A 20,726-nucleotide genomic window follows, 5' to 3' on the forward strand; every position below is an offset into this window, starting at 1 on the left:
ATGATTCCTTTCCAAGGTTCGCGAAACGCGCCGTCAGATACGGCCTTCGGCGATGTCGCGGTTCAGGGCTTGCGCCAGGGCGCGGGCGTGGCCGCCGCGGACGTAGTCGTCGGTGTGGCGGCCGTCGACCAGATAGCCGCGGGCGTACGCGACGGCGCCCGACCATTCGCGCCAGTTCGCCGGAGACCACCAGCGCTGCAACTGGTTTCGCAGCGCGGTGTCGAACATCTTCTGCGCCCACCGCAGGGCGGCGTTGGCGTCGGCGAGGCTGAAGAAGGCGCTCAGGTCGGCGATGGTGCGCAGGGGGTTGCCCGCGGGCAGGGCGGTGATCGGGTCGCCGGGGGCGGCGGCCCAGTAGGTGGGGATGGTGTCGATCGGGCGTTCGCCGACCACGCCGAATCCGCCTGGATCGTTGTCGCCCAGGTACTTTCCGGCGGGCCGTCGGGGGTCGGCGATCAGTGCGCAGGCGATGACTTCGCGACCGGGGTGGTCACCGCGGCCGATCTCTGCCGCCAGGTCGCCCGCGACCGCCGCACCCTGCGAATATCCCGCTAGGACAACTGGATTCGGCGATCTGTCGACGGCGGCCAGCAAGGCTCGTTTGCCTGCGGCGACGCTCTCGGTGTAGCTCACATGGGTGCCGTAGTCGGCGGGGTAGGGCACCATTCGGGTGGTGAAGATCGACTTGTTCAGCGCGTCGGTGAACGCGGTGGTGACGCCGTCGCCGCCCGGATTCCAGGTGCCGCCGACCACCAGCACGTCGACGGTGCGGGAATCCCAGCTGGGACGGGGTGGGCGGCTGGACCAGAACGACATGGCGGACCTCTCTGCGGTGTGACGTGGATGGGTGGTCCCGCTCCGGACGTGTTGTCCGGAGCGGGACCGGGACGCCCCTGCGCGGCGGCGTCGTCTGCGACCGCGGGACCGCGGGAGACGGGCGCGTCAGGGGCGGGCATGCGGCAGGCTCTCAACCCGCTTCGGTCGAATGCGCTTCGTTCGGGGGCAGGCCGCATGGGATCAGAGGCGCGGGTGCGCCCATGACAAAGCCCTCGTTCCTGGGATCAGGAGCGAGGGCTTCTCGGGTGGTGAAAGCTATTTGTGGTGGCGGCCGGGGGCCAGCCGGGTCAACACGTGTCCCGAACTGGATGTGGGCCACAGGCACCGATAGGGGTACTCGGTCGGCATACCGGGCAGCCAGCCGAGGCGATTCAGCAGGTGCACGGGGATCATGCCGAGATCCTCGTCACTGAGGTGCTGCAAACGCCAGCCGAGCAGGAAGTCGGTTACTCCGAGGATCGCCGACACGTCAGCGAGTCGGGTACCGATCTCGAGCGCGTCACGCAGATCCGCCAGCGGGATCAACCGTTGCGCGACGACATGATGGACCTGCATCTCGATCCGGCCACGCCACAGATCACCGTCCAATGCCGCCAACAATTCCGGCGACTCGGCCATCTCGATATGCGCGATCGAGTGCGCGATCACCTCGTTGCGCACCCGACCCGACAGATCGGCCTGAATCAGCACCGCGCGATCGGCGATCGACCAGTACGAGACGAAGTCGTACACAATGACCGAGTCGACCCGGATTCCTTGATTGAACGCAACCTCGTGGGCATTGAACCCGTTGCGCTGCACCGCTATACCTGGTAAGTCCGGCATCTCCGCATCGGACTCGTCCTCAACACCCATGGGGATACACAACTCTCACGCTCGCTGCTCGACAGGACCTGCCGCATCCATGCCACCCCGACAGCGACGGATGCCAGTCCTGAGCTCACCGCGAGGTGGAGTGTGCCCCGACGAAGGGCGGACGCAGTGCGCGCCAGCGGTCCACGGCCCCCGCCACTACCTGTAGGTCTTCGAGGCAGATGTCGGAGAAGTCGACATGACCGGCTCGAAACACACTGCGGCGCTGCGCCGGTTCCGCGTCCTGGAACCCGCGCTCATCCGCACGAGGTGGAGGGTCTTCCGCGGAGCTGCCCGACTCGTCGGGGGTGAACGCATCGAATGCACCTGACACAGAAGACCTCATCCAACCGCCGAAATGTGGGACACTCTCGGTCGAGAGCACCGGACCATTCTAACGTCCGAGGGAAAGTGAGCAGTCGTCAGGACTGTTCGTGAGCTGCGGATACGCGACTTAAGTTGTTGACGCCAACCACTTTTGGGCACAGAACATCCCGCTGGACCTATCTTCCATCACCGATGCGACGGTGTCAACCCATGCTCCGAAATTTCCCGAAGGCCCTGGTGAGAGCCGTCCGCGAAGGCCGATCTAGGCGTATACCACCACGAATATCGCTGTGGCGTAAGCGGATCGGCGCACCGGATACGACAGCGGGGCGTCGGCCACAATCGGCCGACGCCCCGCTGGTACTGCATTCACTTACGCGTTCTTCGCTCGCTGTCGTGTCGGGAAGCTCCGGTGCGCGTCCAGCACTTGGCCGACGACGAACAGCTCCGGCCAGTCGGGCGCCCAGGGGCCCGGCACTGGTGCGATCAGCCCTGCCTCGCGCAGCGTGCGCAGGCGACGGGCGTTCAGGTTCTGGAAGCCTTCGCCCAGTTGCACGGCGAGCTTGCAGATGCCGGAGATGTTCAGTCGTACCGACCGCGCCTTGACGACGAGCTCGGCGTCGGCCGCTGCCATCGCCGCGGGCGGGCACACCACCGACTCGGCGGCCGCGACGGCCGCGGCGATCTCGCCGGGAGCCTGCTCGACGCCCTCGGTCATCGCGAAGGCGACGATGTTGCGCTGCAACCATTCCGCCATACCGGCGATACTCACGACACCCGAGTACTCGACGGCACGCTGCTCACACACCAGCCGAACCCAGGAGACCAGCACGGCCCGGAGCTCATCCTCCACCCGGGCCGCGGCCGGATTGAACGGCAGACGCTGCTCCCGCGCGCCGTTGCGGGTGCGGTAGTCGACCGCGCCGAAGCGGGTCTGGCGCGTCCGCGCGTCCGACAGATCCTCGGCCAGGTCCGGGATCGCACCGAGGGTCCGCGCCAGCTCCCTGGCGGTGTCTCGGTCGAGATAGAGGTGGGCGTCGTCGGCCCACCTGTCCAACGGCGTTACGCCACACGAATCCTCCCGCATGCGGCTCGATACCGTTTCGGCACCGCTCGCACCCATGTACACACTCCTTCGGTCGAGATCTGTTGCACCAGGTGATGCCGACTGGCGGCATACCTGATCAGAGTCGAGCCGCTCCCCCTGCAGAGATCCACGGTCCAACACTCGTTGTATGCAACGTTGTTGCAACAGCGATGTCAAGCGGAGGAGACCGACCCGTTACCCAGTGCCTCGGCGCCACAAACCATTACGCGCTCTATCAGTGATGATGGACAAGATCCCGAGCGAAGTCTGCGAATCTGCGGTGCATGCAATTCATGCATCAGTGCAAACAACCTGCTACCATCGCTGCATGGTGAGACAACGGAGCGCGGTGGTCCCGCCCGAGGTCAGCGCCACCCTGCGACTCGCTCGCAAGGAGCGCGAGATGTCGATGGACCGCGCCGCGAAAGCAGCACGCATCAGCACGAGCCTGTGGACCCAGGTCGAGAGCGGTACTCAGTACAAGCGGGGACAGAAGGTGCCCGCGAGCACCACGGCCGAAACGCTGCAGGCCATGGCCGAGGCGGTCGGGGTCGATGCGCAGCCGCTGCTGGAACAGGCTGGGCTGGAAGCGGTTCCGGCCGAGCGTGCCCGGGCGCAATCGCATGAGGGCATCGTCGATCTGTCCGGGCTGTCCGAGGGTGACCTGCAGATCGTCGCGGCCTATGTGAACGGGCTCCGGGCGGCGCGGAACAGCGAGTAGTACACGCACTCCGCGAACCCTCCCACTCGCGAGGGGTGCCGGTGGGTTGCGTCCCGGTAGCCAGTTATGACACGGGTGGATCGGGGTGGAAATAGCGAAATGCCCCGCCTGGGTGGCGGGGCATTTATTCACTGTTTCTCGTTGTGCGCCGTTCGCGTGATTACGCGTCGGGGGTCTCGGTGGCCGGGTCCTCGGCGCCCGCGGAACCGGTCACCAGAGCCTCGAGGGCGGCGGCCAGGCCGTCGGCGGAACCGGTGCTCGGCTCCTCGACGGCGCCACCGTCACCGGCGTCGGCATCGTCGCCATCGCCGATCAGGGTCGCGGACGTGGTGTCGACCGGCACGTCGGGCTGGTCGGTGGCGTCATCCGCACCGGCCGAACCGGTCACCAGAGCCTCGAGCAGGGCAGCCAGGCCGTCGGCGGAACCGGTGCTCGGCTCCTCGACGGCGCCACCGTCACCGGCATCGGCATCACCATCGCCGATGAGGGTCGCGGACGTGGTGTCGACCGGCACGTCGGGCTGGTCGGTGGCGTCATCCGCACCGGCCGAACCGGTCACCAGAGCCTCGAGCAGGGCAGCCAGGCCGTCGGCGGAACCGGTGCTCGGCTCCTCGACGGCGCCACCGTCACCGGCGTCGGCACCGTCGCCATCGGCGATGACGACCACGGCCGGGGCAGTGACGTTGGCGTGGGCGATGCCGGTGCCGAACATGGCCAGACCCGTCGCCAGAACGATGCCGAGGCCGACGGTGCGAATCTTCTTCATGAAGTGAAACCCCTTGGTAAGAACCATGATTGCCGACTGTTTGTCGGCCTGAATTTTTCTAACATGCGCCTCGGAGACGTACCCAGCCGTCTGTTTTTGGGGCATTCGCTGAGCGGAAGCTGAAGATTTGCCGGTAGATTGCGCCGTGCCTGTCTCCGGGCGAGGATTTCACATCGATGCTCGCTTCGGGCATCGAGCCGCCGATCGTATTCCGGTGCGATACCGCTATCACCGCAGTGCACATGATGGATTTCGCGGAGGCCTGGAGCTGGCGGTGGAGGAGGCCGCCGTCGCAACCCCCTACTTTCGGTGGCCAACACAAGTGAATTGCCAGCTAACCGCTGTGCTACACCATGATTGATATCACGTCGAATAGCTGTAACGAATTGCTCGGCGTAACCGATTGGGCCATAACGCTATTAACGATGCGCCAACGTGTACTCCGCGTACCGTTCAGAAGTTCCCCGGTGCGCCGAAACGAAACACCGAGATATTGCTCGATCTCACCGGCATCCGCTCGGGCTTCACAGGCAGGAACTATTGATGAGGATCCACGAGTCCGGACCTGGAGGCGACGGCTCTCCACCGTCCTACACGTGGGTGCGGCATACCCTGGAAACACCTGGGAGATCGCGACTTCCAGCGACCATCGGGTTCCTGGTCGCCGCGCTCGCTGTCGCGGCGATCGGATACCTGCTCGGTGCCGAGGACGTGCTGGGTCTCGGGCTGATGTTCGTTGTGCTCGGCACCATCGCACTGTCGTATTCGATCAGCGTGCGAGTACTCAGCCGTCCGGTGGTCACCACGAGCGCGGAACCCGGGGCACTCTCGCTCCGTCACCGCTCCGTAGCCACCGTGCCTACCTTCCTGACATTTCTGGTCTTCTCCCCGCCCACGATCGTCATCGGGTATCAGAACTATCTTCCAGAGGCGGTTCTGGGAGGCATCGTCGGGGTGGTACTCACGGTGATGATCCCGTGGATCGCTCTGCTCCACCGGAAGCATGCGTTTTTACACCTCAGCCCCGACTCGATTCGCGTCACCACCTTCTTCGATGATGTGGAATGCGGGTGGGAGAATGTGTGCCAGATTCGGGCGTCGGACCACCGCCCGGGCATCGACACCGTCCTGATCACGTACGCGAACGACGGCATGACGGTGCGCAAGAAGACCCGGGGGTTCAGTATCGGCCGCACCGGCCCGGAGTGGGAGTTTCCAGCAAACCACTGGGGCGCGTCCGTCTCCTCCCTGCTCTCGACACTCATCTGCCTCCACGAGAACCCGGAGATCAGGAAGACGCTGAACGAAACCCAGCTCAAGGCAATGCTCCAGGATCCCGCGTGGGCCGCGGCGAACGGGCGGTGATCAACGCGAACAGGGCCGCACATCGGGTGGATGTGCGGCCCTGTCGGCCCGGTTCAGCGCAGGGTGGCGGTGAGGTGGGGGAAGCCCTTTTTGGGGTGGAGGATGGAGAGGTCCCAGCCGGAACCGGCCTGGTCGGCGTAGATGTTGATCGACGACGGGAGGAAGATCGGCTTGCCGAATTTGACCGCGTAGGTGGTCTTTTCGGGGATCCGGCCCTCGACGGTGCTGAGGATGGCGGCCGAGGACCACATGCCGTGGGCGATGGTCTGCGGGAAGCCCATGGCCTTGGCGCCGAGGGTGGAGATGTGGATCGGGTTGCGGTCGCCGGAGGCGGCGGCATAGCGGTTGATGATCTTCTGATCCACGCGCTGCACGCGCAGCGGGGGCGGGGGAACCTCATCGGCGGGGGGCGCCGACTTCGGACCGCCCGAGAGGGAGGTGCGCTGCTGGTGCAGCATGGTCGAGACCTGGCGCCACACCAGTTCCCGGCCGACCCGGATCTCGGTCACCGCGTCGATCAGCAGGCCCTTCGGGTGTTCCCGGAGGTTCTCGATGTGGGCGGTGAAGTCGAGCGGCTCGGCGACGGAGATCTCGCGGGTGCGCTCGATGACGTTCTCGAGGTGCACGGAGCCGACCGCGGTGAACGGGAAGTCCCGTGCCACAAGCAGTTCCATCATCAGCGGGAACGACAGGATGAACGGGTACGTCAGCGGCAGGGTGTCGCTGAAGCGCAGGCCGGTCGCGTGGCAGTAGGCGGCCAGGTGATCGGGGTCGACCTGGAAACCGTCGAGGACGATGCGGCGGTCGGGCAGGGTGGGCTTGCGACCCGAGAGCGGGCCGGGCAGCGGGACGGCGCCGAGGGCCGCCTTCGCGTAGAGGCCGCCGTTCTTCGGGACCTCGGACAGGGTGATCGTCTGGGTCATCAGGCGCCGATCAGGCTCTGACCGCAGACGCGAACCACGTTGCCGCTCACCGCGTTCGACGCCGGGCTGGCGAAGTAGGCGATGGTCTCGGCGACGTCGACGGTCTGGCCGCCCTGCAGCAGCGAGCTCATCAGGCGACCGGCCTCGCGGGTGCCGACCGGGATGGCGGCGGTCATGGCGGTCTCGATGAAGCCGGGGGCCACCGCGTTGATGGTGATGCCCTTCTCGGCCAGCAGCGGGGCCTCGGCGTCGACCATGCCGATGACACCGGCCTTGGAGGCGCCGTAGTTGGTCTGGCCACGGTTGCCCGCGATGCCCGCGATCGAGGACACGTCGATCACGCGGCCGCCCTCCTTGAGCACACCCTTGGCCACCAGGCCGGAGGTGATGCGGTGCGGGGCAGCGAGATTGACGTTGATGACCGAGTTCCAGCGGCCCTCGTCCATATTGGCGAGCAGCTTGTCGCGGGTGATACCGGCGTTGTGCACGACGATGTCGATGCCGCCGAAACGCTCGGTGGCGAACTCGGCCAGGCGCTCGGCGGCGTCGGGCGCGGTGACGTCCAGGGCCAGGGCGGTGGCGCCGACCTTGTTGGCGGTCTCGGACAGGGCCTCGCCGGCGGCGGGGATGTCGGCCACGATGACGGTGGCGCCGTCGCGGGCGAAGACCTCGGCGATGGTGGCGCCGATGCCGCGGGCGGCACCGGTGACAACGGCGACCTTGCCCGCGAGGGGCTTGTCCCAGCTGGCGGGGGCGGTGGAGTCGTCCTTGCCGACCCGGATGACCTGGCCGTCGACGAAGGCCGACTTGCCCGAGAGCAGGAAGCGCAGGGTGGACTCGAGGCCGGTGGCCGCGGCGCCCGCCTCGGGGTGCACGTAGACCAGCTGGCCGGTGGCGCCGCGCAGCAGCTCCTTGGCGATCGAGCGGCTGAAGCCCTCGAGCGCGCGCTGGGCGATCTGCGCGTCGACCGAGCCGACGAGCTCAGGGGTGGTGCCGAGGACGACGACACGCCCCGAAGGTGCGAGGTTACGCATGGCGGGCTGGAAGAATTCGAACAGCTGCGACAGGCCCTCGATGGAGTCGATGCCGGTGGCGTCGAAGACCAGCGCGCCGTACTTGGTGCCCGAATCGAGCGAATCGGCGACGGTGTAGCCGTCGGCCAGCAGGGCGCGGACCGGCTCGGCGAGGCGGCCCTTGCCACCCAGCAGAACGGGACCGGGCAGGGCGGGCTCGCCGACCCGGTAGCGGCGCAGCTCGGCTGGCTGGGGCAGGCCCAGCTTGCTCGCCAGGAACGCGCCGGGGGCGGAGTGGATGAAGGATCCGTAGAGGTTGGGTGCACCCTTGCTCTTGGCTGCCACTTTTCCTACCTTCTCTGTGCTCGACGTGTTGTATGACCGTGCTCGCCCAGTGTCCCCCGTGTGAATCACATTTGCGGGTACGGTGTCGACAACGAACTTACTCCAGAGTAAGTTTAATGTAAACCGATACGCCCGGCGTACCCGGAACCGACGAGACCATGGAGAACTCGAGTGACAAGCAAAGCCCGCTCGGCGACGGCCAAGGCCAAGACCACCGCCAAGACCGCGAAGACTGCGCGCCCGGTCGCCATCGTTGGTGGTAACCGCATCCCCTTCGCTCGGTCCGACAAGGCCTACGCGAAGGCCTCCAACCAGGACATGTTCACCGCCACCCTGGACGGACTGGTCAGCCGGTTCGGCCTGCAGGGCGAGCGACTGGGCATGGTCGTCGGTGGCGCTGTGCTCAAGAAGGTCGGCGAGCACAGCCTGATCCGCGAGAGCGTGCTCGGCTCGAAGCTCTCGCCCTACACCCCCGCCCACGACCTGCAGCTCGCCTGTGGCACCGGCCTGCAGTCCATTGCGACCGTCGGTGACGCCATCGCGCTGGGCCGCATCGAGTCCGGCATCGGCGGCGGCACCGACACCACCTCCGACGCGCCGATCGGCGTCAGCGAGGACATGCGCGAGTGGATGCTCACCGCCAACCGTGCCAAGACCAACAAGGACCGGCTCAAGCTGGTCGGGCAGCTGCGCCCCTCGATGCTGGGCATCGAGATCCCGCGCAACGCCGAGCCGCGCACCGGGCTGTCGATGGGTGAGCACGCCGCCATCACCGCCAAGGAGTTCGGCATCGCCCGCGAGGCGCAGGACGAGCTGGCCTACCTCTCGCACAAGAACATGGCCGCCGCCTACGACCGTGGCTTCTTCGACGACCTGATCACGCCGTTCCTGGGCCTGACCCGCGACGACAACCTGCGTCCTGGCTCGACCGTGGAGAAGCTGGCCACCCTCAAGCCGGTGTTCGGCACCAAGCTGGGCGACGCCACCATGACCGCGGGTAACTCCACCCCGCTCACCGACGGCGCGTCGGCGGTGCTGCTGTCGAGCGAGGAGTGGGCCACCGAGCGCAACCTGCCGGTGCTGGCGCACCTGGTGGACTCCGAGGTCGCCTCGGTCGACTACATCCACGGCCCCGACGGCCTGCTGATGGCGCCCACCTACGCGGTGCCGCGCCTGCTGGCCCGCAATGGCCTGACGCTGCAGGACTTCGACTACTACGAGATCCACGAGGCCTTCGCCTCCGTGGTGCTGGCCACCCTGGCCGCGTGGGAGTCCGACGCCTACTGCAAGGAGCGCCTCGGCCTCGACGGCGCGCTGGGCTCGATCGACCGCAGCAAGCTCAACGTCAACGGCTCCTCGCTCGCCGCGGGCCACCCGTTCGCCGCCACCGGCGGCCGCATCGTCGCCTCGACCGCGAAGATGCTGGCGGAGAAGGGATCCGGCCGCGCGCTGGTCTCCATCTGCGCCGCGGGCGGCCAGGGCGTCGTGGCGATCATCGAGCGGTAGTCACCCACAGCGAAAGGCCGCGGCGGCACCCGATGACGGGTGCCGCCGCGGCCTTTTTCAGGTCAGCTGCCGCAGAAGGGCAGCGAGCGGGGGCCGCTCAGCGGCACATCGGGTTCGGGTGGGGCTCGGCGGCGCCCCACGGGCCGCAGATCAGGAGCTTGAGGAAGCCGAGGGGGAGGTCGATGAGGGCGGAACCGGTGCCCGCGGAGCCGGATTCGGCGATGACCGCGGGGGCGGCGGGAGCCGGGGCGGCGAGCGCGGGGGTGACGCCACCCGCCGCGATGCCGACGACCGCGGCGGTGGCGAGCAGGATTCGGGCCATACGACGGTGCATTGACGAGCCTTTCGAGAGCTTTGCAGAGCTAATCAACACATCGGGGGACTCGAAGTTGTTGTTCCGCATAACTTTCGGGGGCTTGACTAGCTCGCGCCGATGGCGTCGGCGAGCAGCGGCCAGGAGTTGTGCAGGTCTTGTTCCCAGTAGTGCCAGGTGTGGCTGCCCGCGGGGCGGAAGACGGTCTGGGCGGGGATGTTCAGTTCGTGCAGGCGGGCGGCCAGGCGCTGGGTGCACAGGTTCGCGGCGGCCTCGATGGCGCCGCCCAGCACGATCTGGTCGGTGAGGCCGATGATCTTGCCGGGGCTCGCGCCGGGCGGGATGGCTTCGGCGCTGCCGGGCAGGCCGGTGGCGCTGGAGAGGTAGATCGCCTTGCCGCGCAAGCCTTCCGCGTTGAGGTAGGCGTCGTTGGCGCGCCAGGCGGGGTCGCCGGGTGGGCCCCACATATTGGCGGGATCGGCGCCCGCGCGGGCGAAGACCAGGTCGACGTAGGCGCGGCCCATCGGGTCGGCGACCGAGGCGCAGCCGCTGTACGCGCCGACGGCGCGGTAGCGCTCGGGGGCGGCGATGGCCAGGTTCAGGACCGCAGTGGCCGACATCGACAGTCCGGCAATGGCATTGACGCCGGTGGTGTTCAAGGTGGCGTCGATGATCGGGGGGAGTTCCTCGGTAAGGAAGGTCTGCCATTTGTTGCGGCCGAGCTTGGGATCGTCGCGCTGCCAGTCGGTGTAATAGGAGAACTTGCCCGCGGCGGGGGTCACCACATTGACGTTCTTGTCGGCGAAGAACTGCACGATATCGGTCTGGTTGTACCAGTTCGCGATGTCCTCGCCGCCGCCCGCGCCGTTGAGCAGGTACAGCGTCGGGCGCGGTGCGCTGGTGTCGTAGGGGGTGATGACCTGCAGGGGGATCACCCGGTCCATGGCCGCGGAGTACACGTACAGCGTCTGCTGGCGCTGGCCGGGCCGGTCGATGTGGTCCAGGCGCGACGCGTCGGCGCCCGCCGTTCCGGTCGACAACAGCAGCGCGGCCGCGACGGCGGCCAGGGCACGGAGGAGCACGGCGATGATTCCTTACAGCGGATGGATACGGCCGAGCCGCCGGGACGACAGCGCGAATCGTCCCGGCGGCCAGGTGCTACGCGATCAGCTACCGATCAGATTGCGCAGCACGTCGGAGAGGATGTCCGAGACCGAGCCGGTGGAGCTCAGCTGGCCATCCGAGGAGCCCAGGCCGTTGTCTCCCAGGCTGCCGATCACCGTCTCGCCGGGGTTGGCCGGGCGGGCGGTGAAGCAGGCGGTGAGGTTGGGCATCTCGTTGCCGACGCCCACGGTGCCCGCGACGCCCACGCCACCGCTGGTCACCTGCTGGCCCGCCTTGACGCTGTCGGGCACCGGGTAGGTGATGGTGAGGGTGACGGGGTTGCCGGAATTCACGAACCAGCCGGTGCTGGTGACCTTCCAGCCCCCCGCGTTGGGCACGGGGGTCACGTCCTCGGTGACCTGGCCGCCGACGGCGTGGTAGGCGGTGATGGTGGTCTTGATCGGGGCGCCGAAGCCGGTCGGCGGGAAGTCGGTGATGGTGTTGACGTACGGGTTGCCGATACCGGTGGTCCCCACGATCACCTTGTAGGTGACGGTGGTGCCCACGCCGATCTGCTCGGCGCTGGCGACCTTGTCGTAGACGTGGGTGACGCCGACGGTGCTGGCGTCCTTCTTGGTCGCGTGGCTGCTGACCGAGCAGTCGCCCGCGGCCGTGGCGACGCCGGTGCCGAGGCCGACGCCGACCCCGGCGACAATGAGCGCGGTGGTGGCGACGCCCGCGGCGAGACGCGAAGTCCGGATCATGTTTTCCTCCAAAGCCCCGGCGACAGCGGCCGGGGCGAGTTCCTCATCGGGTGGTTCATCCCCCTTCTGGCGACACCGTAGCGGCCGGACTGGACGGTTGTCCGGGAAAACAAGAACGTGTTCTCACTTTTGTGGAACATCATCGTTTTACTCTCATGGCGGCGTTGTCGCAGGTAGCATGCTGAATTTTTCGCTCCACCCGGAACGGGCCGGAAACGCAGCGACCGGCCGTCCGTCCGGGGACGGCGGGCCGGTCGCGATCGTCAAGGCCGCTGGACGGCCTACTTCTCCGGCAGCTCGTTGTGGCCGCCGAACGCCTTGCGCATGGCCGAGAGCATCTTGTCGGCGTAGAGCGCCTCGCCGCGCGAGGAGAAGCGCTGGAACAGCGCCGCCGAGAGCACCGGGACCGGGACCGCGGTGTCGATGGCGGCGTCGATGGTCCAGCGACCCTCGCCGGAATCGGACACCCGGCCGCTGAACGAGTCCAGGTTGGGGTCGGCGAACAGGGCGCCCGCGGTGAGGTCGAGCAGCCAGGACGCGACCACCGAGCCGCGTCGCCACACCTCGGTGATCTCGGGGATGTCCAGGTCGTACTGGTAGTACTCGGGGTGCTCGAGCGGGGTCTCCTCGGCGGAGTGCTCGCCGTCACCGTGCCCGGCGCCCATGTTGGCGTGCTGGAGGATGTTGAGGCCCTCGGCGTAGGCCGACATCGCGCCGTACTCGATGCCGTTGTGCACCATCTTCACGAAGTGGCCCGCGCCGGCCGGGCCGCAGTGCAGCCAGCCCTGCTCGGCCGGGGTCGGCTCGCCGGTGCGCCCGGGCGTGCGCGGCGCGGCCTCGACGCCGGGGGCGATCGACTGGAACAGCGGCTCGAGGTATCGCACCTGCTCGGCCTCGCCACCGATCATCAGGCAGAAGCCACGCTTCAGGCCGAACACGCCGCCCGAGGTGCCGATGTCGAGGTAGTGAATGCCCTTGGGCGCCAGTGCTTTCGCGCGCTTGATGTCCTCGTGGTAGCGACTGTTGCCACCGTCGATGATGATGTCGCCGGGCTCGAGCAGCTCGGCCAGCTCGTCGATCGCGGCGCCGGTGGCGCCCGCGGGGATCATCACCCAGACCACCCGGGGCGCGTCGAGCATGCCGACGAACTCCTTCAGGTCGGTGCTGCCCTGGAAGCTGTCGCCGAGCTCCTTGGAGAGCTCGTCGATGTGGCCCTGATGGCGCTCGTGGCCCACCGCGGTGTTCCCGTCGGCCACGATGCGGCGCACGATATTGGCACCCATCCGGCCGAGGCCGATCATTCCCAGCTGCATCAGTTCTCCCTCGTTGTCCGGTCCGTGGTGGCGAGTCTCACCCCCGATTGTCGCGCGCGGGCCCCCGCCGCCGGTGGGCGGCGTCCGCAACCGTGGCGGAAATTCCTTCGAAACGGCTGTAACGCCCCGGATCGGGCGCCGATAAACAGATCGGCTCCGTGTAGTTGCCAGACCCCCGACCCGGCAACTACACGGGGCCTTTGTACGTCTGCCCCCGATCGCCGGGCTGCCAGGAATGCCGACGCGCATTACCCTTGGCCGGGGCCCCGCAAACATCGGGAGCCGAACAATTCGACGGAAGGACCTCCGTGCCCACCGAGTCGACCGCCGGACAACCGGCCGACCGAAGGGGCGAGGTCGGACTACGCAAGTTGCTCGAAGCAAATCGCACTTTCGATGCCGACACCACCGCCCTGCCCACCATGCCCCTCAGCACCGTGACCCGTGACCGCTGGTCGGGCGCCCGGCCCCCGGCGGGCGCGCAGCCCCCGGCCCAGCCGGGCAACCAGCAGCAGCTGGTCAAGCGGATCGGCATCGCGGTGGGCGCCGTGTTAGCCGTGGGGACCGCGGCCTACCTGGCCGATCTGGCCCTCAGCGCCGGGGAGGTGCCGCGCGGCACCGTCGTGGCCGGGGTGGACGTCGGCGGCATGGACAAGGCCGAGGCCGACGCGCTGCTGCACGACGAGCTCGGCCCGCGGGTCGAGCAGCCGCTGGCGGTGCGCATCGGTGACGTGCAGTCGAGCATGGTGCCCGCCACGGCGGGCCTGCAGGTGGACTGGGACGGCACCTGGGACGCGGTCGGCGACCAGCCGCTCAATCCGTTCAGCAGGCTGGTCTCGGTGTTCGGCAGCCGCGAGGTGCAGGTGGCCAGCACCGTCGACGCGGCCGCGCTCGACGCGCAGCTCGCGCAGTTCCGCACACACGACAACCCGACCGTCGAGGGCACCGTCCGCTTCGACGGCGGCACGCCGGTCGCGGTCGCGCCGGTGCCGGGCCGGGTGCTCGACACCGAGGCCGCGCGCACCGAGATCACCGCGCACTGGGCCGAGGGCAACCCGCTGGACCTGCCCGTGGTGGCGGCGCCGGTGGCGGTGCGGATCGAGGCCGTGCAGGCGGCGCTGCAGGAGATCGCCACGCCCGCGGTCGCCGCACCGATCATCTTGTCCGGCAAGGATATTCGCGCCGAACTCACGCCCGAGCAGATCGCGAGCGTGCTCAGCTTCGTACCCGACGGCAACGGTGGTCTGGCCCCGAAGATCGACAACGAGGCCGTGATCGCCGCGCTCGCACCGCAATTGGCGCCCTCGGAGATCGAGCCCAAGGACGCGACGTTCACCGTCGGCGCGGGTAAGCCGACCGTGGTGCCCGCCATCGTCGGCGAGAAGGTCGACTGGGCCAAGACGCTCGAGCAGCTGCCCGCGCTGCTGAGCCTGACCGGTGAGCGCACCGCGCCGGTGGTCTACGAGCGGATCGAACCCAAGCTCACCACCGAGGCCGCCGAGGGGCTCGGCGTCACCGAGATGATCGGCGAGTTCACCACCGGTGGCTTCAGTGGTCCATCGGGGGTGAACATCCGCACCGTCGCCGCCAAGGTGGACGGCGCGGTGGTGAAGCCGGGAGATACCTTCTCGCTCAACGAGTTCACCGGTCCGCGCACCGCGGCCGAGGGCTATGTGGAGTCCGGCATCATCGACAAGGGCAGGCCGAGCACGGCGGTCGGCGGCGGCATCAGCCAGTTCGCCACCACGCTCTACAACGCCGCCTACTTCGCCGGAATGGAAGACGCCGGGCACACCGAGCACAGCTACTACATCTCGCGCTACCCCGCGGCGCGCGAGGCCACCGTGTTCGACGGCGCGATCGACCTGGCCTTCCGCAACAACTACGAGACCGGCGTCTACATCCAGACCGTGGCCACCGGCTCCGACATCACCGTGCGCCTGTGGGGCACGAAAACCGTGTCCGTGGAGTCGATCACCGGCGAGAAGACCAAGCCGACCGAGCCCACCGAGATCACCCTGCCCAAGGGCAAGGACTGCATCGCCACCGAGGGCGCGCCGGGCTTCACCATCTCCGACACCCGGGTGATCACCGATCAGAAGACCGGTGCCCAGGTGTCGCGGCACACCCGCACGGTGAAGTACGACCCGATCCCGGTGGTCAAGTGCGAGTGAGGGTTTCCTAGCAGGAGCAGTCGCAGCCGCAGTCGCCGCAGCAGCCGTCGTCCCCGCAGCAGCTGCAGCAGTCGCCGCAACAGCTGCCGCAGTCACAGCAGCTGCCGCAGTCGCAGCGCTTGATCCACGCCTCCCGGTGCTCGCCCGAGCACGGGCTGGTGTGGTCGAAGCAGCAGGCCAAACCGGTGCAGTACAGGCCGAGGATGACCCCGCCCGCCTTGAATGATCCGGGACGGGTGGGGCCGGGGCGCTGCGGCACCTGGTGTGCGGAATGCGGCTGGGCCGCAGCGGAAGTGCGGCAGGCGTGACCCACCGCGATCCCCAGGCCGGTGCCGATGCGCCGCAGCAGGGCGGTCAGCGGGTCGAGCAGTGCCCAGCGCACGGTCGGTAGCTGGTCGAGCTCGGCCTCGGCGGCGGTGCGGCGGATGATCCGCTCGCTCTCGCGCACCAGCTGATAGGCGCGGGGCATGTCGGTTCCGGTGGCTTCGAGGGGGTTGAAGCGGCCGCGGGCGAGGTCGCGTTCGCGGTCTTCGATGGCGTCGGCGAGGTGGGCGATGCGGCCGACGTGGCGGCCGATCTTCTCCAGGGCGGCAACGTTTTCCGGGCGGCCCGCGAGGACGGCGGTGTGGCCGAAGAGGGTCGACGCGCAGAGTTGGGTGGGGCCGGTGAGGTCGTCGAGGGTGATCGCCTGCTGGACCGCGTGCCGGTCCAGCACGGTCCGCACTGCCAGCGCCTCGAGCCGGGGCTGGTCGGCGATGGCGGTCAGCAGGGGCTGGACGTCGAGACCGATCTCCGTTGCTTGGCGCACGGCATGCGTGGTCCAGGTAGTCGACATCCTGCGCATGGGGCGGCGGGCGAGGGCGGCGGCGTCACCGTCGTCGGCGTGGTCGCGAATCTTGGCCGCTCCCAACAGCAATGACGCGGTGGCGGCGAGTTGGACGCCGGGGGCGTTCGCGGACACGATCGAGGCCCGGCGCATCCCGCGCAGAGGGCAGGGTCCGGCCGTGGTGCGGGTATCGGCGGCGGCGGATTGCGCTTCGGTGAGCACGCTCAGCACGATGGCGTCGGTATTGGTCGCGGTGCGGGCCAACTGGCCGTGACCGTCGCGCAGGCCCAGACACAGGCCGCACATGTGCGCCTGCCACTGCCCCGGATCGATGCCGTATTTCGCCGCGCCATGCGCGCACGGCTTCAACATGCCGAACACTTCCCACCCCGTCTGTCGAGAAACTCCTAGCGGAGCACCTTCGCAGGCCGACGGGGCGGTGGCAAGCGCTAATCGTTCTTCTTGCGGCCCGCCAAGCCGCGCCAGGCCAGATCGTCGAGCAGATCGACCGCCTCGGCCACTTCGATGCGGCCACCGGCGACCCGATCGGCGATGGCCTCGCCCGCGCCGATCACCGCCGCGGCGACCACCTCGAAATTGGTGCCGGGCTCGGCGTGCCTGGCGCTGGATTCCAGCAGCTTGGCGGTGAGCTCGATGACGCGCTCGCGGGCGTTCTCGATCTCGGAGGCGAAGGCTTGCTGACCGATTGCCTGACGGTAGAGCACCTGCCAGGACTGCCGGTTGCGGTCGACGAAATCGAGGAAACCCTCGAGCGCGGTGCGGACCTGTTCGTGCGGGGTCAGCTGCGGGTTGCCCGCGGGCGCGACAGCCTCGATGAAGCGCAGGCCCTCGCGCTGGATGCAGGCGCGGAACAGCTCGTCCTTGGAGCCGTAGTACAGGTAGAGCATGGGCTTGGAGATCTTGGCCTCGGCGGCGATGGCGTCCATCGAGGTGTCGTGGAAGCCCTTGCGCGCGAAAACCTCGACGGCGGCGTCGAGCATCTGCTGCTCGCGAACCGCACGGGGAAGTCGCTTCGTTCCGCCCGCCATCCACTACTCCTACCGCAGGGTGAACCTCTATCTTACTCGAAGGTAAGTTCACCCGTGCCCATTTGCCGCACAGTCGCCACGCCGCTCAGCAGGGCAGCGATGCGCCCTTGTAGCGCGCCATCCGCAGCACCGACGCGTCGACCTTGTCGGCGGGCAGTTTGCCACTCGCCACCGACTGTTCCAAACGGTCGAGCACCTGCGGCACCGCGCTGGTGCTGATCCACAGGGCATTGTCGGCACCCGCGACCAGGGCGGCCTCGACCGCTTCCTCGATCGAGAGGCGGGCGGTGATGGCGGCCATACCGCCCAGATCGTCGGTGAAGATCGGGCCGTCGAAGGGGGCAGCGCCGTAGCCGGTGCCCTCGCGCAGCAGCGACATGGCGGCCGGGCTGATGCTGGCGGGCACGCCCGGATCGGTCAGGCCGGGCACGTCGAGGTGGCCGACCATCACGGCGGCGCCGGAGCCGATCAGATCGCGGAACGGCACCAGGTCCTTGTCCTGCAGTTCCGACAGCGGCGGGGTGGTGACCGCGCCGGTGTGCGAGTCGCCGGAGCCGGAACCGTGGCCGGGGAAGTGCTTGATCACCGAGCCGAGGCCGACCTCGTTGGACGCGCGGATGTAGGCGTCGGCGAACTTGGTGACCACCGCGGGGTCGTCGCTGAAGGAGCGGTCGCCGATCACGCTGTCGTCGGGCTGGCTGCTCACATCGACATCAGGGGCGAAATTGACGGTGATACCCAGGTCCTTCAGCGCCTTCGAGCGGGCCAGGGTGTCCTGGTAGTACTGCTCGGGCGTCTCGGTCTGCGCGATCTCCCTGGCCGAGGGGATGGCGCCGATGAGGTTCGCCGCGCGCGAGACCCGGCCGCCCTCCTCGTCGATGGTCACCATGAGCGGGGCCTTGGCCAGCGCTTTCACCGAATCCAGCTGGGACTTGTCCAGCAGGCTCGGGTCGGTCCAGCTGCCGACGAAGATGCCGCCGACCTGCTCGGAGCTCACCACATTCGAGGCGTCGTCGGCGCCGGTGATGCCGACGGTGAGCAGCTGGGCCAGCTTCTCGCGCTGGGTGAACTGGGCCAGATAGTCCGCGCCGCAGTCCTTGGGGACCGGGGCGACCGGGCTCGCGTCGCCCGGGGCGGCGGAGGCCGGGGCGCCGCTGCTCGCCGCGGGCGTCGTCTCGGACGACCCTCCCGAACAGGCGGTGGCGACGGCGGCGAGGACTGCGAACACGACCACAGGCGATTTCCGCATGTGCTCCACGGTAGCCCGCGATGCCGCGATCACACCGCAACAGGTTGGGCACAGCTTGCGATTGAACCGGTCGGGGCGGGGGTAATCTGGGGCCAAAGACGCCGGACCCGCGCAGGAGGTCGTCATGGCTTGCGATCGGATGCTCATCGCCTACGACGGTTCCGAACACGCCAAGCGGGCCATCGAGTACGCGGGTCGCTTCCTCAGCGCCGAGCGCGCCATCCTGCTCACCGCCTGGGAACCGATGGTGCGCCAGGCCGCCCGCATCTCCGGGCTGGCCGGGGTGATGCAGCCGGATTGGGTGCCTGACGAGGAGCTAGAGGACATCGCCTACGTCGAGGCGCGCAAGATCAACGCCGAGGGCGTGCACCTGGCGAAACTAGCCGGGATCAGCGCCGAGGCGCGCACCGCCGAATGCACCACCACCATCTGGAACGCCATCGTGGACTGCGCCGACGAGCTGGATGTGGACGTGATCGTGGCGGGGACGCGCGGTGCGAGTGGGCTGCGGGCGTTACTGCACAGCAGTGTGGCCGAGGCGGTGCTCAAGCACGGGCATCGGCCGGTGTTCCTGGTGCCGCCGCCCCCGCAGTGAGTTACGTCGCTGACCGGGGCGCCAGGCGGCGTTAGGGTCGACAGACTATGAACCGGTTCCTGCTCGCCCGACCCGACTCGGTGCTGCGCGCGTCGGGGGCGGTGGCGAGTTTCGCCGATCCCCGGCAGGCGGTCGCTGCGCTGCGCTCGTGGCAGCGGCTGGGCGATCCGGCGCTACCCGGGGCGACGGCGGCCGTCGGGGCCGACGCGATCGCACACGTCGATGGCGGAGCGGACGCGGCGGTGCGGACCGGCTCGGCTCCGGCATGCGATCGCACCGCCGCGACCGAGCCAGCCGACGAGCAGCGTGACGGCACGATCGGGGGTAGCGATAGGCCGGGACGTGACGACGCGGACCGAGCGCCGCGCGTGATCGTCGGTGCGTTGCCCTTCGATCCGCACGAGCCTGCCGCGCTGTGGCAGCCGGAGACCGTCGAACACACCGCGGGGCCGTGGCGGCCCGCCGCGGTGCCGGAGTTGCCCAGCGTGCGGGTCGTCGCCGAAACACCCAGTGCGGCAGAGCATGTGGTCCGGGTTATCAAGCTCGTCGAGCAGCTCGCCGCACCGGACAACGCGCTGGTGAAAGTGGTCGCGGCACGTTCGGTACTCGCCGAGGCGGTGGCGCCGCTGGAGCCGGAAGTCGTTGCGGCGCATCTACTCACCGCGCATCCGAGGGCGAATATCTATGCCTGCGATCTCTCCGTGGCCGGGCGGCCCGGAGAGACGCTGCTCGGGGCGACGCCCGAGGTGCTGGTCGAGCGGCACGGGGATCGGGTGTCGCTGCATCCGCTCGCGGGGACGCTCCCCCGGCTCGCCGATCCGGAAGCGGACGCGGCGCAGGCGCGAGAGCTGTTGTCCAGCAGCAAGAATCAGGAAGAGCACGGGTATGTGGTGGAGTGGATCCGGCAGCGGCTGACGCCGGTGTGCGCGGAGCTGCACATCCCGGACTCGCCGGAGCTGATGAGCACCGAGCAGGTCTGGCACCTGGCCACGCCCATTCGCGGCGTGCTGCGCGACCCGTCGACCACCGCGCTCGAGCTGGCCCTGCTGCTGCATCCGACGCCCGCGGTCAACGGCACCCCCTTCGACGACGCGCTCGCCGCGATCACCGCCGACGAACAGCGCGGGTTCTACGGCGGCGCGGTGGGCTGGTGTGCGGCCGACGGGGACGGCGAGTGGCTGGTGGCGATTCGCGGTGGTGAGCTGTCGGCCGACGGGCGCCACCTGCGGGCGAGCGCGGGCGGTGGGATCGTCGCCGCCTCGGATCCGGCGGCCGAGCTGGCCGAGACCACGGCCAAACTCCGCACGCTGCTCGGCGCGCTGCATTGCCACGCGCCCGAAGACTGACCAACGGCCGCACACCTGCTAGGTTGGCCGGAAAGGCCCGACGTCGAGCGTATTGGAGTGCGCGATGAAGTTTGCTGTTCCGGCTGTTGCCAGCGCGGTCGGCGGCGCCCTGCTGAGCGCAATCGCCGTCTTCGCGATCACGGCCGCGGTGCAGCAGAACACGGCACCCTCGATCGACCGCAGCGGTGACAAGGACTCCTCGCTGCTCAACGCCCCTGAATACGGCAGCCGCTGAGTCCGACGCCCGCGCG

Annotated in this window: 20 protein-coding genes; 7 read left to right on the plus strand and 13 right to left on the minus strand. The window is 68.6% G+C overall.

The genetic code is table 11. The features are described from left to right. Window positions 1-33: 33 nt before the first annotated feature. The 3 genes from WA675_RS20155 to WA675_RS20165 form a co-directional block, all read right to left on the minus strand. A complete protein-coding gene (locus WA675_RS20155) occupies window positions 34-816 on the minus strand; it encodes a PE-PPE domain-containing protein (protein WP_336086215.1) in 783 nt (260 codons plus the stop codon). Window positions 817-1,092: 276 nt separating this feature from the next. Then, entirely contained in the window at window positions 1,093-1,692 is a 600-nt protein-coding gene (locus tag WA675_RS20160; RefSeq protein WP_336086216.1) for an ImmA/IrrE family metallo-endopeptidase, read from the minus strand. Between the two features lie 697 nt (window positions 1,693-2,389). After that, window positions 2,390-3,073 (minus strand): hypothetical protein, encoded by a 684-nt coding sequence (locus WA675_RS20165; protein ID WP_336086217.1) that lies wholly within the window; start codon window positions 3,071-3,073, stop codon window positions 2,390-2,392. 358 nt (window positions 3,074-3,431) lie between these two features. Here WA675_RS20165 and WA675_RS20170 point away from each other — a divergent pair, with 358 nt between their 5' ends. After that, window positions 3,432-3,824 carry a helix-turn-helix domain-containing protein gene (locus WA675_RS20170; protein WP_336086218.1) on the plus strand — a complete coding sequence of 131 codons (393 nt, stop codon included), beginning with the start codon at window positions 3,432-3,434 and terminating at the stop codon, window positions 3,822-3,824. A 160-nt stretch (window positions 3,825-3,984) separates the two neighbouring features. Here WA675_RS20170 and WA675_RS20175 read toward each other — a convergent pair whose 3' ends face one another. Beyond that, window positions 3,985-4,590 carry a hypothetical protein gene (locus tag WA675_RS20175; protein ID WP_336086219.1) on the minus strand — a complete coding sequence of 202 codons (606 nt, stop codon included), beginning with the start codon at window positions 4,588-4,590 and terminating at the stop codon, window positions 3,985-3,987. A gap of 543 nt (window positions 4,591-5,133) precedes the next feature. Here WA675_RS20175 and WA675_RS20180 point away from each other — a divergent pair. Beyond that, entirely contained in the window at window positions 5,134-5,955 is an 822-nt protein-coding gene (locus WA675_RS20180; protein ID WP_336086220.1) for a hypothetical protein, read from the plus strand. 53 nt (window positions 5,956-6,008) lie between these two features. Here the strand turns inward: WA675_RS20180 and WA675_RS20185 are convergent, their stop codons facing one another. Together WA675_RS20185 and WA675_RS20190 are read right to left on the minus strand one after the other, a co-directional pair. Beyond that, window positions 6,009-6,878, minus strand: coding sequence for a MaoC/PaaZ C-terminal domain-containing protein (locus WA675_RS20185; protein WP_336086221.1), 870 nt, complete (start codon window positions 6,876-6,878; stop codon window positions 6,009-6,011). Next, on the minus strand, window positions 6,878-8,236 hold the full coding sequence (locus WA675_RS20190; protein ID WP_336086223.1) for a 3-oxoacyl-ACP reductase: 1,359 nt from the start codon (window positions 8,234-8,236) through the stop codon (window positions 6,878-6,880). The genes WA675_RS20185 and WA675_RS20190 overlap by 1 nt, the downstream gene beginning before the upstream one ends. Before the next feature lie 171 nt (window positions 8,237-8,407). Here WA675_RS20190 and WA675_RS20195 point away from each other — a divergent pair, with 171 nt between their 5' ends. Beyond that, window positions 8,408-9,742 (plus strand): acetyl-CoA C-acetyltransferase, encoded by a 1,335-nt coding sequence (locus tag WA675_RS20195; RefSeq protein ID WP_336086224.1) that lies wholly within the window; start codon window positions 8,408-8,410, stop codon window positions 9,740-9,742. Window positions 9,743-9,839: 97 nt separating this feature from the next. On the opposite strand, the gene WA675_RS20200 is transcribed toward WA675_RS20195, so the two are convergent. The 4 genes from WA675_RS20200 to gnd form a co-directional block, all read right to left on the minus strand. Next, entirely contained in the window at window positions 9,840-10,076 is a 237-nt protein-coding gene (locus WA675_RS20200; RefSeq protein ID WP_336086226.1) for a hypothetical protein, read from the minus strand. An 86-nt stretch (window positions 10,077-10,162) separates the two neighbouring features. Next, the gene (locus WA675_RS20205) at window positions 10,163-11,137 is read right to left on the minus strand and encodes an alpha/beta hydrolase (protein WP_336086227.1); all 975 of its coding nucleotides are present in this window, start codon (window positions 11,135-11,137) and stop codon (window positions 10,163-10,165) included. A gap of 84 nt (window positions 11,138-11,221) precedes the next feature. After that, on the minus strand, window positions 11,222-11,923 hold the full coding sequence (locus tag WA675_RS20210; RefSeq protein WP_336086228.1) for a hypothetical protein: 702 nt from the start codon (window positions 11,921-11,923) through the stop codon (window positions 11,222-11,224). A gap of 281 nt (window positions 11,924-12,204) precedes the next feature. Further along, window positions 12,205-13,236 (minus strand): phosphogluconate dehydrogenase (NAD(+)-dependent, decarboxylating), encoded by a 1,032-nt coding sequence (gnd, locus tag WA675_RS20215; RefSeq protein ID WP_336086229.1) that lies wholly within the window; start codon window positions 13,234-13,236, stop codon window positions 12,205-12,207. A gap of 308 nt (window positions 13,237-13,544) precedes the next feature. Here gnd and WA675_RS20220 point away from each other — a divergent pair, with 308 nt between their 5' ends. Next, the gene (locus WA675_RS20220) at window positions 13,545-15,410 is read left to right on the plus strand and encodes a VanW family protein (RefSeq protein WP_336086230.1); all 1,866 of its coding nucleotides are present in this window, start codon (window positions 13,545-13,547) and stop codon (window positions 15,408-15,410) included. A 7-nt stretch (window positions 15,411-15,417) separates the two neighbouring features. Here WA675_RS20220 and WA675_RS20225 read toward each other — a convergent pair whose 3' ends face one another. The 3 genes from WA675_RS20225 to WA675_RS20235 all read right to left on the minus strand — a co-directional run bounded on the left by WA675_RS20225 (window position 15,418) and on the right by WA675_RS20235 (window position 18,534). Further along, the gene (locus WA675_RS20225) at window positions 15,418-16,608 is read right to left on the minus strand and encodes a DUF5685 family protein (RefSeq protein WP_336086232.1); all 1,191 of its coding nucleotides are present in this window, start codon (window positions 16,606-16,608) and stop codon (window positions 15,418-15,420) included. Between the two features lie 77 nt (window positions 16,609-16,685). After that, on the minus strand, window positions 16,686-17,285 hold the full coding sequence (locus WA675_RS20230; protein ID WP_336086233.1) for a TetR/AcrR family transcriptional regulator: 600 nt from the start codon (window positions 17,283-17,285) through the stop codon (window positions 16,686-16,688). A gap of 85 nt (window positions 17,286-17,370) precedes the next feature. Continuing rightward, window positions 17,371-18,534 carry a glycoside hydrolase family 3 N-terminal domain-containing protein gene (locus tag WA675_RS20235; RefSeq protein WP_336086235.1) on the minus strand — a complete coding sequence of 388 codons (1,164 nt, stop codon included), beginning with the start codon at window positions 18,532-18,534 and terminating at the stop codon, window positions 17,371-17,373. Between the two features lie 124 nt (window positions 18,535-18,658). On the opposite strand from WA675_RS20235, the gene WA675_RS20240 reads away from it, so the two are divergent. From WA675_RS20240 to WA675_RS20250, 3 genes are all read left to right on the plus strand, one after another. Continuing rightward, window positions 18,659-19,129 (plus strand): universal stress protein, encoded by a 471-nt coding sequence (locus WA675_RS20240; protein ID WP_336086236.1) that lies wholly within the window; start codon window positions 18,659-18,661, stop codon window positions 19,127-19,129. 47 nt (window positions 19,130-19,176) lie between these two features. Beyond that, window positions 19,177-20,475, plus strand: coding sequence for an isochorismate synthase (locus WA675_RS20245; RefSeq protein WP_336086237.1), 1,299 nt, complete (start codon window positions 19,177-19,179; stop codon window positions 20,473-20,475). 64 nt (window positions 20,476-20,539) lie between these two features. Beyond that, window positions 20,540-20,710: a DUF2613 domain-containing protein gene (locus WA675_RS20250; protein ID WP_022566695.1), complete on the plus strand. Its 171-nt coding sequence runs from the start codon at window positions 20,540-20,542 to the stop codon at window positions 20,708-20,710. The last annotated feature ends 16 nt before the right edge of the window (window positions 20,711-20,726 follow it).

The sequence above is a fragment of the Nocardia sp. SSK8 genome (genome assembly GCF_037034205.1).
Classification (GTDB): Bacteria; Actinomycetota; Actinomycetes; order Mycobacteriales; family Mycobacteriaceae; genus Nocardia.

Excerpts from the sequence above, each read along its gene's own strand:
- WA675_RS20160 (WP_336086216.1), bottom strand. The coding sequence starts at position 1,692 with ATGGGTGTTGAGGACGAGTCCGATGCGGAGATGCCGGACTTACCAGGT.
- WA675_RS20155 (WP_336086215.1), bottom strand. The coding sequence starts at position 816 with ATGTCGTTCTGGTCCAGCCGCCCACCCCGTCCCAGCTGGGATTCCCGC.
- WA675_RS20225 (WP_336086232.1), bottom strand. The coding sequence starts at position 16,608 with ATGTTGAAGCCGTGCGCGCATGGCGCGGCGAAATACGGCATCGATCCG.
- WA675_RS20180 (WP_336086220.1), top strand. The coding sequence starts at position 5,134 with ATGAGGATCCACGAGTCCGGACCTGGAGGCGACGGCTCTCCACCGTCC.
- WA675_RS20230 (WP_336086233.1), bottom strand. The coding sequence starts at position 17,285 with ATGGCGGGCGGAACGAAGCGACTTCCCCGTGCGGTTCGCGAGCAGCAG.
- gnd (WP_336086229.1), bottom strand. The coding sequence starts at position 13,236 with ATGCAGCTGGGAATGATCGGCCTCGGCCGGATGGGTGCCAATATCGTG.
- WA675_RS20170 (WP_336086218.1), top strand. The coding sequence starts at position 3,432 with ATGGTGAGACAACGGAGCGCGGTGGTCCCGCCCGAGGTCAGCGCCACC.
- WA675_RS20240 (WP_336086236.1), top strand. The coding sequence starts at position 18,659 with ATGGCTTGCGATCGGATGCTCATCGCCTACGACGGTTCCGAACACGCC.
- WA675_RS20200 (WP_336086226.1), bottom strand. The coding sequence starts at position 10,076 with ATGCACCGTCGTATGGCCCGAATCCTGCTCGCCACCGCCGCGGTCGTC.
- WA675_RS20250 (WP_022566695.1), top strand. The coding sequence starts at position 20,540 with ATGAAGTTTGCTGTTCCGGCTGTTGCCAGCGCGGTCGGCGGCGCCCTG.
- WA675_RS20210 (WP_336086228.1), bottom strand. The coding sequence starts at position 11,923 with ATGATCCGGACTTCGCGTCTCGCCGCGGGCGTCGCCACCACCGCGCTC.
- WA675_RS20235 (WP_336086235.1), bottom strand. The coding sequence starts at position 18,534 with ATGCGGAAATCGCCTGTGGTCGTGTTCGCAGTCCTCGCCGCCGTCGCC.
- WA675_RS20245 (WP_336086237.1), top strand. The coding sequence starts at position 19,177 with ATGAACCGGTTCCTGCTCGCCCGACCCGACTCGGTGCTGCGCGCGTCG.
- WA675_RS20175 (WP_336086219.1), bottom strand. The coding sequence starts at position 4,590 with ATGAAGAAGATTCGCACCGTCGGCCTCGGCATCGTTCTGGCGACGGGT.
- WA675_RS20185 (WP_336086221.1), bottom strand. The coding sequence starts at position 6,878 with ATGACCCAGACGATCACCCTGTCCGAGGTCCCGAAGAACGGCGGCCTC.